Source organism: Acidobacteriota bacterium, from assembly GCA_033549365.1.
Lineage (GTDB): Bacteria > Acidobacteriota > Aminicenantia > Aminicenantales > Saccharicenantaceae > JAWSUF01.
Window position 1 is genome coordinate 174706 of the sequence record JAWSUF010000001.1, and the last position, 14880, is coordinate 189585.

At 60.1% G+C, this 14880-nt stretch carries 11 protein-coding genes and 2 tRNA genes; 7 read left to right on the forward strand and 6 right to left on the reverse strand.

The features are described 5' to 3' along the window. Position 1: 1 nt before the first annotated feature. From SCM96_00720 to mutY, 3 genes are all read left to right on the forward strand, one after another. Positions 2-1558 (forward strand): Gldg family protein, encoded by a 1557-nt coding sequence (locus tag SCM96_00720; GenBank protein MDW7759146.1) that lies wholly within the window; start codon positions 2-4, stop codon positions 1556-1558. After that, positions 1555-2931, forward strand: a complete 1377-nt coding sequence (locus SCM96_00725; GenBank protein MDW7759147.1) for a DUF4340 domain-containing protein — start codon at positions 1555-1557, stop codon at positions 2929-2931. The genes SCM96_00720 and SCM96_00725 overlap by 4 nt, the downstream gene beginning before the upstream one ends. A gap of 231 nt (positions 2932-3162) precedes the next feature. Continuing rightward, positions 3163-4260 carry an A/G-specific adenine glycosylase gene (mutY, locus tag SCM96_00730; protein MDW7759148.1) on the forward strand — a complete coding sequence of 366 codons (1098 nt, stop codon included), beginning with the start codon at positions 3163-3165 and terminating at the stop codon, positions 4258-4260. Here the strand turns inward: mutY and SCM96_00735 are convergent. The 5 genes from SCM96_00735 to SCM96_00755 all read right to left on the reverse strand — a co-directional run bounded on the left by SCM96_00735 (position 4257) and on the right by SCM96_00755 (position 10441). Beyond that, positions 4257-5435: an FprA family A-type flavoprotein gene (locus SCM96_00735; GenBank protein ID MDW7759149.1), complete on the reverse strand. Its 1179-nt coding sequence runs from the start codon at positions 5433-5435 to the stop codon at positions 4257-4259. The two genes, mutY and SCM96_00735, sit on opposite strands and share 4 nt — an antisense overlap. 59 nt (positions 5436-5494) lie before the next feature. Then, positions 5495-7015: a DUF1846 domain-containing protein gene (locus SCM96_00740; protein ID MDW7759150.1), complete on the reverse strand. Its 1521-nt coding sequence runs from the start codon at positions 7013-7015 to the stop codon at positions 5495-5497. After that, positions 7012-10170 carry a glycosyl hydrolase gene (locus tag SCM96_00745; GenBank protein ID MDW7759151.1) on the reverse strand — a complete coding sequence of 1053 codons (3159 nt, stop codon included), beginning with the start codon at positions 10168-10170 and terminating at the stop codon, positions 7012-7014. Before SCM96_00745 ends, SCM96_00740 begins: the two co-directional genes overlap by 4 nt. A 26-nt stretch (positions 10171-10196) precedes the next feature. After that, a tRNA-Ser gene (locus SCM96_00750) sits at positions 10197-10290 on the reverse strand. A 65-nt stretch (positions 10291-10355) separates the two neighbouring features. Further along, positions 10356-10441: transfer RNA gene (locus SCM96_00755), tRNA-Ser, on the reverse strand. A gap of 215 nt (positions 10442-10656) precedes the next feature. Between SCM96_00755 and SCM96_00760 the strand changes: the two genes are divergently transcribed. After that, positions 10657-11451: an NYN domain-containing protein gene (locus SCM96_00760; GenBank protein MDW7759152.1), complete on the forward strand. Its 795-nt coding sequence runs from the start codon at positions 10657-10659 to the stop codon at positions 11449-11451. Here the strand turns inward: SCM96_00760 and serS are convergent, their stop codons facing one another. After that, positions 11452-12735, reverse strand: coding sequence for a serine--tRNA ligase (gene serS, locus SCM96_00765; protein ID MDW7759153.1), 1284 nt, complete (start codon positions 12733-12735; stop codon positions 11452-11454). A gap of 331 nt (positions 12736-13066) precedes the next feature. On the opposite strand from serS, the gene SCM96_00770 reads away from it, so the two are divergent. The 3 genes from SCM96_00770 to SCM96_00780 are packed head-to-tail and all read left to right on the forward strand — an operon-like array spanning position 13067 to position 14854. Further along, positions 13067-13615: a cob(I)yrinic acid a,c-diamide adenosyltransferase gene (locus SCM96_00770; GenBank protein MDW7759154.1), complete on the forward strand. Its 549-nt coding sequence runs from the start codon at positions 13067-13069 to the stop codon at positions 13613-13615. Further along, the gene (locus tag SCM96_00775) at positions 13612-13977 is read left to right on the forward strand and encodes a metallopeptidase family protein (protein ID MDW7759155.1); all 366 of its coding nucleotides are present in this window, start codon (positions 13612-13614) and stop codon (positions 13975-13977) included. The genes SCM96_00770 and SCM96_00775 overlap by 4 nt, the downstream gene beginning before the upstream one ends. Continuing rightward, positions 13967-14854, forward strand: coding sequence for a dihydrodipicolinate synthase family protein (locus tag SCM96_00780; protein ID MDW7759156.1), 888 nt, complete (start codon positions 13967-13969; stop codon positions 14852-14854). The genes SCM96_00775 and SCM96_00780 overlap by 11 nt, the downstream gene beginning before the upstream one ends. The last annotated feature ends 26 nt before the right edge of the window (positions 14855-14880 follow it).

Sequence of the window (14880 nt, forward strand, 5' to 3'; positions counted from 1 at the left end):
CATGAACAAGATAAAAAGCCATCTCAACTCCCTCGGCCTGACGCTCGTGTTCGCCGGGCTCGCGGCCCTGCGCATCTGGCCCCATCGAAAAACGGCCGCTCTGATCATCGCCGGTCTCGGCGTGGCCGCACTCATCGTCTATCTTGTCCTTCATCTCTCCCACCTCAAGAAAAATTTCAAGCGGAAATCTTTCCTCTATTCGAGCAACATGGTTCTCATCGTTGTTATCGTCCTGGCCATTCTCGTTCTGGTCAATGTTTTTCTGGCCAAGCAGCGCTATCGCATCGACTTCACCGAGACCAAGCTCCACAGCCTGTCCGACCAGTCCGTGACGGTTCTCAAGAATCTGAAACACGACGTCCGAGCCAAAGCCTTTTTCCGGGACATCCACTTCGGCCGGGGCGCCATGGAAAACCTCCTCAAAATCTATGCCTATCACTCCGGAAAATTCTCCTATGAGTTCATCGATCCGGATAAAAATCCCGGCCTGGTCAAGCGCTACGATATCACCCAGGACGGGACAACCGTCCTGGAATACCTGGACCGGGAAAGCCGGATCACATCGACCACGGAAGAGGAGATCACCAACACCCTGATCAAGATCACGCGCGACGGCAAAAAGACCATTTATTTCCTTGAAGGTCACGGCCAGCCGAGCATCGAGGAGAGCGGAGACGGAGGCTTTTCGCAGGCAAAAAACGAGCTCGAAAAAATGGGTTACGAAGTCGGGAAGATGACCCTGGCGCTTACGGAAACCTTTCCCGCCGACTGCGATCTCCTGATCGTTCCCGGTCCGCGGAAGGACCTCCTTCCCGACGAGAAGGTGTCCATCCGCCGGTATCTCGGGCGGGGCGGCCGGGTGTTTCTCATGATCGATCCGGAGACCGCGCCGGACATGATCCCTTTTCTGCATGAATTCGGAATCCGCCTCGAAGATGACCTCATCGTGGACACGGTCTCGCGTCTTCTCGGCGGCGATTATTTCATGCCCGTCGTCAGCGAATACGAAAGTCACGAGATCAGCCGCAATTTCCGATACGCCACGTTCTTCCCCTTCGCCCGGTCGGTCGAACTCGAAGATCCGCTGCCGGACGGTGTTTCTCTGACGGTTCTGGCCCGAACGAGCTCCAATGCCTGGGCCGAGCGCCAGCTCGACCAGAAAGAGGTCCGGTTCGATCCGGACAAGGACCGCCCCGGTCCGATTTCCCTGGCCGTCGTCGGCACGATTTCCGGATCGGCCGAAGCCCTTTTCCGGCCGGAGGAACCCGATCTCCCGCATCCCGACAGCGAGGGCCGCATCGCCGTCTTCGGCGACTCCGACTTCATCACCAACCGCTATTTCAACTTCTCCGGGAACGGAAACTTTTTCCTCAACACCGTCAACTGGCTGACCGAGGAAGCCGACCTCATCTCCATCCAGCCCCGAACCGCAGCCCCGCGCACCCTTCGGCTGACGCCGTCCCAGGGCCGGTTGATCTTCTTCACGAGCGTCGTTGTGCTTCCCCTGGCCGTGCTGCTTCTGGGATTGAGCGTCTGGCTCAGAAGGAGGGCTCTGTGAAGTTCCGGACAACGCTGATCCTGCTCATCGTCTTCGTTGTCCTCCTGACGGCCTACCTCGTTTTCGAATCGCGGACGAAGTCGTCGGAGGACAGAAAGGACCGGGAAGCCCTTCTGACCGAATTCGAAGAGACCGACATCGAAAAGATGTCGGTTCCCGCCGGCGACGGCGTCATCGTCTTCGATCGGGATGAGGCCGGAATCTGGATGATCGCCGCGCCTCTCCGGGCGCCGGCCGACGTCTATGAAGTCGACAATCTCGTCCGGAACTTCGCCCGCCTTCGGATCGAACGCATCGTCGAAGAGGACCCGGAGGATGTCGAATCCTACGGCATCGGAGAAAGAGACGTCCTCTTCTGGGCGAAGGGCGAGGGGAAACCCGTCCGGATTCAGATCGGCATGGAAAACCCCATCGGAGGGACGCTCTTCGCCCGCCGGGACGACGAAAAGCGCATTGTTCTCCTGGCTTCGACGCTCAAGTTCTCTCTTGATAAAACACTCTTTGATTTCCGGAAAAAGGACGTGTTCGCCTTCGAGACCGGGGACATCTCAAAACTGCGGGTTCAGGCCGGGGCGAAGGCCTGGGACGTCTCCAAGGAGGACGACCGTTGGTGGCTGACCTCGCCGGTCCGGGCTTTGGCTTCGAACACCCGGATCCGGTCCCTGCTCGAGACCTTGTCCGGGCTCAAGGCCCGGTCTTTCGCGGCCGAAGACAAATCCGCCGCCGACCTCAAGGCCTTCGGCCTGGACAAACCGGGATACACGGTCGCCCTGAGCGCGGCGGATTTGGAGGAGGACATGGTCTTTTTTCTGGCCCGTTCGGGCGACGATGTCTATGTTTCCACGGACAAATCACCTCTTGTCGTCTCCGTCGAAACGCGGATTCTGGAGGATCTCGAAAAGCCGCTCGAGGACTTCCGAGAAAATAAGGCCGCGGATTTCAACAGTTGGGAGGCCGACCGGCTCTCGATCACCGCGGACGGCAAAACGATCACCGCCTTCAAGGACGGCGAGGGCTTCGACGCCGCATGGAAGATCGAGGGGATCGAGGGCATCGCCGACAGGTTCCTCATCGAATCCTTCATCCGGAAAGTCGAGTATCTCGAAGCCCTAACCTTTGTCGACGCCCCGGGACAGCGGGTCCGCCATGGCCTCGAACCGCCGGGCGCCGTGATCACGGTCCGCGTCAAACCTTACAGCGGCGAACACCGGGAGATCGTTCTTCATGTCGGCCTGGAAGTCGAAGAGGAAGGACGGGTCGCCGTCCGCAATCCCGAACTCGACTACCACATGATGGTCGATTCCTCCTTCCTGGCCGAAATGCCCAAGGAGGGCGGAGACTGGATGCCGAAGGAAGACCCGGATCGTCCGTGAATTCTCATGACTGTCGCCCTCGAGGCCCAAATGAACTTCCGCTTTTAAGGCTCGAGGGAATCCCTTCACAAGACGCGTCCGGACCCCGGCGAGGCCCGGCCGCTCCGGCTCCGATTCTCGCTCTCCTTGACCTGCGGTCTCGGATCCGTGCCCGCTCGGCCCTCCGACGGCTTGTTCCGGGATTCCCCCTGCGCCTCGCGGAAGTTATCTCTAGCATTTTGGACAAGAACGATGCGTTCGCATAATTTTATTGCCGTCGATCCCGTTGTTTTCCGCAGGCGTCTTCTCAACTGGTACCGCCGGAACCGCCGGGAACTTCCCTGGCGGAAGACGGCCGACCCTTATGCGGTCTGGGTCTCCGAAATCATGCTTCAGCAGACAACGGTCAAGGCGGTCATCCCCTATTACGAACGGTGGATGCGTCTGTTTCCGGACATCAAGTCTCTGGCGGGAGCTCCTCTACGGAAAGTTCTCAAGGCCTGGCAGGGGCTCGGGTATTATCAGCGCGCCCGGAACCTCCATGCCGCGGCCCGGACCATTGTCCGCAATCACGGAGGACGGATTCCCGACGACGCCGAAAGCTTGTCACGTCTTCCCGGGTTCGGAGCCTATACCACGGCCGCCGTCCTTAGCATCGTCTTCGGAAAAACCCTCCCCGTTTTGGACGGAAATGTTCGTCGAGTGCTTTTGCGATTGATCTGCACCGGCACAGATCATCCGGCGCCCCGGGACCCCGTCTTGCGGGAATTGTTGAACGCTTGGATCTCCAAAAAATCACCTGGCGCCTTCAACCAGGCGATGATGGAGCTCGGCGCCCTGGTCTGCCGGCCGCGAAATCCTTTCTGCCTGCTCTGCCCCGTGCGTTCGTTCTGCGGGGCCGAGCGGTTGGGACTCCAGGAGGTTGTCCCTGCGCCTCGAACCCTGAAGATCGAAAAACTTGAAGCGGCGGTCGCCGTCATCATCCACCGCAAGCGCATCCTCCTCCACAGGCGTCCGCCCGGCGGGCTTCTTGGAGATCTCTGGGAGTTTCCGGGGGGGAAAATTGAACCGGGCGAGTCCGCCGAGCAGGCCACGAAACGGGAGGTGAGGGAGGAACTCGGAATTGAAATTGAAGGACTCGAATTCCTGGCCCGGATCCGCCATGCCCACACCCGTTTTCAGGTCGACTTGACGGCCTTTGTCTGCCGGCCGGCCGGCGCCCTGCCGGCTCCGGCGCCGGACATCGCCTGGGTCACGCCGGGTGCTCTCAAGAGGTACCCCCTGCCCTCGGGCAGTGTCAAGATCGTCAACGCCCTCCTGGAGAGAAGGAAACCGGAGATCAGACTTTAGACAAGTCCGAGTTCGACGTGTTTGGCGGCGACGGCGTCGGCCATGGCATCCAATCCCCGGAAGTCCGCGTCCCGGGGATAGCCCCGGCAGATAACGGGCTCGATGAGCTCAACCTTGAGGGCCGGTATCATCCCCTTGATGACGTCCACGGTCTTGGTGGCCCATCCGTAGGATCCGAAGACCGAGGCGAAGCGGGCCTTGGGGCGCAGGGCATTGGCCAGGTAGACGGCGGACACGACGGCCGGATGGGGACCGACGTGAACCGTGGGCGTGCCGACAATGACCGTGGCCGCGTCGACCAGGCTCATGGCCAACTGGCCGATGTCGGCGAATTCCATATTGAAGGGGTGGACGCGAACGCCGCGTTCGGCCAGCCCCTCGACAAGATATTCGGCCATCTTGGCCGTCGATCCGTGCATGGACACCCAGGGAATGACCGCGATGTTTTTCGGCGTGTCACCCGCCCAGTCGCGGTAGGCATCCATGATGAAGCCGGGCCGGCCGTGGAGCGGGCCGTGGCTCGGCGCGATGATCTCGATGTCCAGGCGCGAAATCTTTTCCAGATTGTCGCGGACGATCTTGCGGAAGGGCATCATGATTTCGGCATAATAGCGCTTGGCCGGCTCATACACCCGTTCCTCGTCGGCGACAAACAGGTCGGACGTGGCCAGGTGGGAGCCGAAGAAATCGCAGCTGAAAAGGATCTTGTCTTCGGCCAGATATGTGGACATGGTCTCGGGCCAGTGGACCCAGGGGGTATAGACGAAGGTCAGGGTTTTGCCGCCTAGAGACACGGTCTCCCCGTCCTTGACCGCGCGGACCCGGTCTTCCGGAAGAATAAGATGGTCGATCAACATGGGCCGGGCCTTTTCCGAACAGAGGACGACGGCTCCGGGGTATTTTTCCATAACGAATAGGATGGCCCCGGAATGGTCCTGTTCGGCGTGGTGGGCGACGATGTAATCGATCTTCGGGACGGCCTCAAGATGGCGGGACAAAATGTCCGTCTTCGTCGGATCGACGGCATCGAGAAGAACGGTTTTTTCGCTCCCCCTGACGAGGTAAGCGTTATAGCTTGTGCCGTCGGGCAGCGGGATCAGGGCGTCGAACAGGCGGCGGTCCCAGTCGACGGCGCCGACCCAATGGACATTTTTGCGGATCTCGCGAGGTTTCATGGGCAGTCTCCTTTTTTATTCCCTACTTATTTTATATGGTTTCCGCCCACGCTTCAACCTCAAATCACAAACAAATCTTTACCCGAGAAGTTGGGGTCGGTGGTCAGGTTGACGCCGAGGCGGCGGAAGCCGGCCTCGTCGCCGGGTGTCGGCATGTGTGTCATGTGGACTTCGCAGCCGTGAATGCCCTTGAGCTTGTCCAGTGCCATGTGGGCGGCCGGATTGGTCGAGGCATTGATGCCCAGGCCGATCAGGACCTCGGAGAGATCGAGGCTGACCGACGAGGCTCCGCCCAGCGTGCGCTTGAGGTTGGCGACGGCCTCGATGATGCTCGGGGACAGAAGGTGGATCTCATCGGGAATTCCGGCCAGCGTTTTTGCGGCATTGAGGACGAGGCTGGATGCCGCATGCATCAGCGCGGAGTTCTTTCCCGTGAGGATCGCACCGTCGGCGAGTTCGAGAGCCGCTCCGCAGTGGATGCCCTTGTGGCCTTTGCCCTTTTCCTTGGCCTCGACGGCCGCATCCCGCGCGGCGCCGACGACCGGCCGGTCCTCGGGCTTGACGCCGAGTTCCTTCATCAGCAGCTCGGCCCGCTGGACGGTTTCCTTCTCCGTCAGCCCCATGGCATATTCGCACTGGTAACGGAACCAGCGCCGGATGAGCTCCTGCCGGGCCGCCTCCTTCACGACGGCGTCGTCGACGATTCCTCCGCCGGCCGTGTTGACGCCCATGTCGGTCGGAGATCTGTAGACAGAGGGATCGCCCGTAATTTTCTCCAGGATCCGCCGGACCACGGGGAAAGCCTCGACGTCGCGGTTATAGTTTACGGCCGTCTTGCCGTAAGCTTCGAGGTGAAACGGATCAATGAGGTTGAAATCGCCGATGTCGGCCGTCGCCGCCTCGTAGGCCACGTTCACCGGATGCTTGAGGGGGAGGTTCCAGATCGGGAAGGTCTCGAACTTGGCGTAGCCTGAGGCTATCCCCTTCCGATGGTCGTGATGGATCTGGGACAGGCAGGTCGCAAGTTTTCCGCTTCCCGGCCCCGGACCGGTCACGATGACCAGACGGCGGCGCGTTTCGATCGAGGCGTTGGCTCCATAGCCCTCCTCGCTGACGATGGTATCGACATCCGTGGGATATCCCTTCGTCGCCGCGTGGGTAAAAACCTTGATATCCCGGCGTTCGAGCTTGTTTCGAAAAATCCGGGCCGCCGGCTGGCCGTTGAAGCGGGTGATGACGACGGCCGCGACATCGACCCCGCCTTCCCGGAGACCGTCGATCATTTTCATGGCGTCCGTGTCGTAAGTGATGCCGAAATCGGCCCGCATCTTTTTGCGCTCGATGTCGCCGGCGTAAATGCAGAGCAGAACATCGGCCTGCTCCCGGAGTTCGCGCAGAAGAGCCATCTTGACGTTGGGGTCGTAGCCCGGAAGAACCCGGGCGGCGTGGTGGTCGAAGAGAAGCTTTCCGCCGAATTCGAGATAGAGTTTGCCGTCGAAAAGCGCCATTCTCTCCCGGATCGCGCGGGCCTGCTCGCGGACGTACCAGGAATTGTCGAAACCGGTTTTCCGGACCGTCATGACGACCCTGTCCGGGCGCTATGACCGGCGTCGGGCCGGCGTTCGACGATCCGGAAGTTCTCGAACAAGCCGTAGGGCAGAACATCATAGGCCGAACCCGGGGGCGGGCCGCCCTCCGGCGCCTTGCGGAAATCGGACGGCCAGGCCCGTCCGCGCAACGGCGATCCATGATGGGGACCGAGAGTGTTCTTCAAGCTGCCCGTGACGGCGACAACGACGGTGTTCGCGCCTTCGACGACGAAATCGGTGATGTCGCATTCATAGGGAGGGAAAGCCGCCGTCCCGGCATCACGTTCATTCACAAAAAGCCGGACATCCGATCCGGCCCACTCACCAAGCCGGACAACAATGCGTCGGCCGGGGGCGGGCGGGCTCTCCATCCGGAATTCGGACTCATAGCGGACCGTGCCGCCGTAAAACGGCAGCCCCTGATCTTTCCAGGCGCCCGGCTCAAGGCGCCGCGGGGGCAGGATCCGGAATCCCCGTCCCGACGGTTCCAGCCGGAAATCGCCGAGAACATAGACGGATTCAAGCTCGGCGTGCAGGGTGAAGGGTTTGACCCTCAACCTCACGATGTTTCGGCCCGGACGGACCGCGCCCCCGATGTCGTAAACGCCGAAGGCTTTATCCAGCCACCACTCGCCGGGAAGGGCCGCAACGTCGCGTCCGTTGACTTGAACGGCGAAGAGATCCGGGCGCTCGGCGACCAGCCGGAACGTCGCCAGGTGCGGTCCTCCCCCGGCAATTTCGAATGAGAACTCGGACTCGAATCCCGAATTTTCAGAAAAAACATCCCTGTCCAGGATGTCAGTCTTGAACTGAACGGCATGGTCCCAGGGATTCCTTTCAAAACCGTGGGCCTGAAAGATGCGGGTCTGGGCGTCATAAAAATACAGATTCCTGAAAATCGCACCATCGATCCGCAGATCGCAGTGGTCAAGGGTCAAGACATTCAGCGATTCCCGATTCACCGACGGCGCCGTCGCGGCAATCCCTGTTTCCGTCCATGTCTCTCCCGGAACCGGTTCGCCGGCCTCGACGCTGAGACAGAGAAGAAGGCTTCCCGCAGGAGGCAGGCTGAACTCAACCCGCACCTCGCCACCCCCCTCCGTTTTATAGGGAAATGCGGCCGTACGGCCCGTGAACGGATCCCAGGCCTCGACCGAACCGCCGGCGGCCCGGAACGTTCCCGACACCGTTTTGTCATCGGCCGTGTTCACGAGAAAAAGGATGTCCGCATCCCGAAGCTTCCTGTGATGATGGAAAAACCGGTCCTCGTTCTGCAGACCCCTGAAAACGATTTCCGGTGGGTGAAGCTCATGGAGTTTCTCGAATCCCAATCCGGGCGCAAACCACCGGTCTCCGAAAGCCCCGGCCATCTTCCGCACATCGTCCGATCTTTCGGCATCCACGTATTCCGGCCCCGCAACCCATGAGATGACTTTGCCGCCCTTATAAAGATAGTGATTGAGAAGACGGACGGTCTCGGAGTTCATGTTTTCCATTCCCGGAGGAATCACGACAAGATCGTAGGCCTCGCGGCCCACGAAGAGAGACCGGAAGCGGGCCCGGCCGAAATCGGCCAGCGTTTTTTCGCTGGCCAGATCGTAGGCAATGTGTTCGGCTTCCAGGAGATTGATGAACTTGTGAAATTCCTCTCCGATGAACTGCGTCCGTCCCTTTGCGATCAGCGGCGTATAATACATCCAGGCGGATGTCGTCGGCTCGATGACCAGAACTCGGGAAGCCGGCCGGCCCAGGCTCAACACGGCGGAGAGGCGGGCGAAGTAGTCGGCCAGTCTGCGGTAGGATCCCCACCAGGGTGCGTGATAGGAAAACGACGGAGGATGGTCGCGCTTCCGCGCCCCGCGGATCGTGGCGTAAGACAGGTGTTGATTGAGGAAATTGACGCCGAGCGCATAAGCCCAGTCTCCGATCCGTTTTTGATCCTCGAACGTCAGATCCCAGCCCGAAGCGCCGTAGGTTTCGGCCAGCGTCCGCGTCCGGCCGTGCTGAACGGCGGCGCTCCGGATCTCCCGGACGGCCCGGGCGTTTCCGAACTGGGCATGCGGTCCTGTGGCATATTCGTTCATCAGGATGTCGATTCCGGGCATGTGCGCATAGGCGGCCAGGGCCAGGTTGTCGGGACAGACGCGGGGAACGGGCCATTCATGTTCCCAGTAATGGCCGGTGAACACAAGATTGTTGTCTTCACAATATTGGAAATAGGGCTTGGCCCAGTTCTCGATAAAGAGATCGAGGAGCACCGACCGGTAATTGTGGCGGATTTTCTGGAAATCGAAGGCGTCCTCGAAAAGGGAGGCCAAGTGGGGTTTGAGGTTGTATCCCCATCGTTTTTGAAACTCCTCAAAAAGCGCCGGAGTGAAGCTCACCGCGGAACGTCCTCCGGCCGGGGAGATTTCCGCCTCGTCCTGGAAGACGCCGGGGATGGTCCGGCCGAATTCCGATCCGGCCGTCTCCTGGTAAGGGTTCAGGGTGACTTCCAGGAATCTCTCGGTGACGTCCCGCCGCAGAAGATCGACATAGGGAAATCCGCCGTGCCAGGGCGAAGGTTGCTGGCGGACGACGTCGAAGACATAGTAATCCCCATCTCCGAGGCGGCCGGCCAGGGCATCGGCCGTCACATCCTGGAAACCCCGATGGGTCAGGTTCTGGACCAGAAGGGGTTCAATCTCAAAGACATCGGGAAGAACCGTCATGCGGGTCAGCCGCAGTCCCGAGCGCACGGCGTCGGGCATCTGCGCCGGCACATGGCCCCCGGCGAATCCCGAGGGGTAGGAGTTTTCATCATAGATCCAGACGTTCATTCCTAAACCGGCGGCGGTGTCCACAGCGTAGCGGAAAAGAGAAAACCATTTCTCCGAAAGATAGGGAGTGACAAGTCCGGGCCGGGGATGAACGAAAACGCCGCCCAGGCCTTTCTCCCGGAAGTCGGTCAATTGCTCGTCGATCTGTTCCCGGGTCATGGCGTCGTTCCAGACCCAGAAGGGAACACTCCGGTATTCGACCGGGGGATTTTCGAAAAGTGCGAGGGCTTCGTTCCGGCTTTCGAGTTCGGGCGCTCTCGCGCAGGATGAAAAGGCCAGCCATGCGGAAAAGATCCATAAAGCCGGGCGAAGTGTTTTATTGATCATGTTGTTTCCTCGAAGGACGATTAAAATGGCGGAGAGGGCGGGATTCGAACCCGCGGTCCTGGTTTAACCCAAGACAATCGCTTAGCAGGCGATCCTGTTCAGCCACTCCAGCACCTCTCCGCGCTGAACGGAATCCCGACTATTCTAGCAGAATCCTCCACTGATGGAAACGGGGCGATAAAGAGCGGAGGGAGAGGGATTCGAACCCCCGACCCGGAAACCGGGTAGCGGTTTTCAAGACCGCCGCCTTCAACCACTCGGCCATCCCTCCGGAGACGGCTTCATTCTACATCCCTCCGGTCAACCTGACAACATGTGTCCGGACTTCGGCGCATCGCATGATTTTTAACTCCCCTTTCGGCTTTCGCTCTTTGGGCTTGGGGGAATCCGTTAATCTAACCGCGGCCGCGCCGCTTGAAGTCCGGAGGCAATCAGAGTAAGATGGGGCCGGAACCGAAAAGACTCCCGTGCGGGAAGGTGACAATTATGGAAAAATTCGATGCGATGCGGACCAAGAAAATCGCTCTTCTCATCGACGGCGACAACGCCCAACCGTCCTTGATCGGCCAGATCATGACCGAGGCCGGAAAATACGGCCTCGTGACCATCCGCCGTATTTACGGCGACTGGACGACGGTCAACATGTCCGGCTGGAAAAACACCCTCAACGACAACGCCATCCAGCCCATCCAGCAGTTCCGCTACACCGTGGGCAAGAACGCAACGGACAGCGCCATGATCATCGACGCCATGGATATTCTCCACGGCGACCTGGTCGACGGCTTCTGCATCGTCTCGAGCGACAGCGACTACACCCGCCTGGCCACACGCATTCGGGAGATGGGCTTTTTCGTCATGGGCATCGGCGCCCGGAAAACCCCCAAAGCCTTCGTCAACGCCTGCAATGTCTTCATTTACACGGAAAACCTGGTGGTCAAGGACACGCCTCGCGGAGAGCAGCGGAGCTCCGTCAAGAAGTCGGCCGAAAAAGACAAGGACAGGGAAGACAGATCCCGGAAATACGACCCTGTGCCCCTCCTTCGGGGAGCGTTCGACATGGCCGTCCAGGAAGACGGGTGGGCCAACCTCGGGACCATCGGATTTTATCTCCGCCAGCTTGACCCGGGCTTCGATCCCCGGACCTACGGTCACAAGCAGCTCTCCCAGCTCATCCGCAGCCACGGGAAGCTGTTCGACGTCAAGGCTCACGAGGAAAGCGGCGGGACGGCCATCTATATCCGCATGAAGGAGCCGCCGGCCGGAGAATCGGCCGGAGCCTGATCACGGCGTGTCGGCGGCGATTCTTTTCAATCCCCCCATGTAAGGACGAAGGGCTTCGGGAATCCCGACCGAGCCGTCCGCCATTTGATAATTTTCCAGGATGGCGGCCGCCGTGCGTCCCACGGCCAGGCCGGAGCCGTTCAGGGTGTGGACGAATTCGGGCTTGGCCTTGGGGGCGGGCCGGAACCGGATATTGGACCGCCGGGCTTGAAAATCCCTGCAGTTGGAGCATGAAGAGATCTCCATGTAGCTTTTCCGGCCCGGCATCCAGACCTCGAGGTCATAGGTCTTGGCGCTCGCAAAACCCATGTCGCCCGCGCAGAGAAGAACCACCCGGTAGGCCAGGCCGAGCCGGCGGAGGACTTCTTCGGCGGAGGCCGTCATGCGCTCGAGTTCGTCGTTCGACGACTCCGGCACCGAGAAGATCATCATTTCGACCTTGTTGAACTGGTGCTGGCGGACAAGTCCGCGGATGTCCTTGCCGTAGGATCCGGCCTCGCTGCGGAAACACGGCGTCCAGGCGGCGAATCGGCGCGGCAAGTCGGCGGTGTCCAGGATTTCATTACGATAATAATTGGTCAGCGGAACTTCGGCAGTGGGAATCATGTAGAGATCGGTGCCCTCGAGCTGAAATAAATCCTCCTTGAATTTGGGCAGGTTTCCCGTTCCGGTCAAGCTTTGGGCATTGGCGATGAAGGGAGGCAGGATTTCCGTGAACCCGCCTTCCCGGACATGGATGTCAAGCATGAAATTGATCAGAGCCCGCTCCAGCCGGGCCGCGGCCCGGAGGGACACGACGAATCGGGATCCGGCGATTTTTCCCGCCCTCTCGAAATCAAGGATGCCCAGGGTCTCCCCGATTTCCCAGTGCGGCTTGGGTTCGAATTCGAAAGACGGAGGCGGACCCGACCGCCGCACCTCGATATTGTCCTCCGCACCGCTTCCGGCCGGAACCGACGGATCGGGCAGGTTCGGAAAGGTTAAAAGAACGGCTTTCACTTCCTCTTCGATGGCTCGCAATTCATCTTCGAGTGTTTTGAGGCCGTCGCCGACGCCGCGCATTTCGGCGATCAGAACCGACGCGTCGCGGCCTTCCATCTTCATGCGCGAGACCTCATCCGAGGCCTTGTTTTTGAGAGAGCGGAGATCTTCGACCTTCCGGAGCATTTCCTTTTTCCGTTCGGCCAGGGCGACGAAGGCGTCGAGGTCCGGAAGGCGGCCCCGCATGGAGAGCCTATCTTTCACGTTATCAATATGTTCCAGAATATCTTTGGGGTCCAGCATGCCCGCGATTATATCACAGCCCCTTCCTCCCGTGAAGATATCTCTTTTTCTCGTGATTATTCTAACGGCTTCCACCTTATGGACTCGGGTAGATCCCTTCACAAGACGCGTCCGGGCCCCGGCGAGTCCCGACCGCTCCGGCTCCGGGTCTCGCTCTCCTCAGCTTGCAGCTTCGGATCCGTGCCCGCTCGACCCTACGACGGCTTGCTCCGGGATCCACCCTGCGTCCTGTGGAAGCCTCGGCAAGAATTTCTAGCCTGAGAAAAAGAGAGACCCAACGAGGTTAAGTGGTCTTTGACAAAATCGCGGGTCATAGGTCACAATAAGGAACATGAAAAAAGGTTTCGTGAGATCCGGCTTCCGCGGACGGATTCAGGTCTACACGGGCGACGGCAAGGGAAAAACGACGGCCGCCTTCGGACTGGCTCTGCGGGCTGCAGGCAACAGGATGGGGGTTTTCATCGGCCAGTTCCTCAAGAAGCGGCCGTCCGGAGAGATCCGGGCCGCGGCCAAACTCCGCCCGTTCATCGTCGTCCGAAAGTTCGGTCGCGAGGGACTGATTTTCGGGCCGGACGGAGTCACCGAGGATGACATTCTGAGGGGCCGCAAAGGATTGCAAACCTGTCTCCGGGCCATGCTGTCCGGCCGTTATCAACTGATCATCCTGGACGAGATTCATACGGCCCTCCATTTCCGGATTCTGACCGAAGCCGAGGTCCATGAATTTCTGGACCGCCGGCCCGACGGTGTGGAGATCGTGCTGACCGGCCGATGCGCGCCCTCTTCGATCATCGACCGGGCCGACCTGGTGACGGAAATGAAAAGCCTCAAGCATTATTACGATGCGGGGGTTCCGGCCCGCCGGGGAATCGAGTCATGAAAAACCGCCGCGGAGTTTCGATCGGCCGGGAACGCTTCGAGAAGCTTGTCGAAGAAACCGTGGCCCGGCTCCCCCGGAGATTCCGCAAATATCTTAAAAATATCGCCATCATGGTCGAGGACCGGTCTCCGCGCGGCAGCGGGCTTCTCGGCCTTTATCACGGCGTTCCTCTCGAACACCGCGGCCCCTATTACGGAAATGTCGCTCCCGACGTCATTGTGATCTACCGCCGTCCCATCGAAAACATCAGCTCCACCGAGGACGAAATCCGGACCCAGATCCGGGACACCGTCCTTCACGAAATCGGACATTTTTTCGGCCTGGACGAGGCCGAACTGAGAGAAATTGAAAATGACGACTAAACCATTGACGGGAATCATCCCCGCCCTGACAACTCCCTTCGAAAACGACCAGGTCTCGACCGGAAAGCTCGCCTTCAATATCGCCCTCTACAACAGGTCGGAATTGTCCGGATACCTTGTCTGCGGATCGACGGGAGAATGCGTTCTTCTCTCCGACGACGAATCGGCCGCCGTCGTCAAAACCGCCCGGGAAGCCGCCGGACCGGAAAAAATCCTGATCGCCGGGACGGCCCGGGAATCCCTGCGAGCGACCGTCGAGGCGACGCGCCGCGCTGCCGATCTCGGCGCCGACTTCGCCCTGATCCGTCCGCCGTCATATTACAAGTCCAGGATGGACCGGGAGACGCTCCGGACATTTTTCCTCAAGACGGCCGATGATTCACCCGTTCCCGTCATCGTCTACAACATCCCGCAGAATACGGGCTTTTCCCTCGAAGCCGAACTCATCGTCGAACTCTCCGATCATGACAACATCGCCGGACTCAAGGAAAGTTCGGGAAACCTGACCCTTCTCGCCGCCGTCGTCCGCCGTCTGCCGCAGGATTTTTCCTATCTCCTCGGCGCGGGAAGCGTCGTTGTCCCCGCCCTCCAGATGGGAGCTTCGGGCGCCATCCTGGCCGTGGCCGACGCCGTCCCGGAGGTCTGTGCGGACATGTACCGGCTTTTTGTCCAGGGTGATTTTGAGGGGGCACGGAAACGTCAACTCGACATCGTTCCCCTGAACCGATTGGCCACGGAAGCGCGGGGCATCCCCGGATTGAAGGCGGCGCTCGACATGAGGGGCTTCTACGGAGGGCCGGTCCGCCTCCCCCTTCTTCCCGCCACGGACAAAGACCGCGCGGAGATCGACGTTCTTTTAAAATCCCTCGGGTTGTGAGATCAACCCGCAGTCGGGAAAAACGG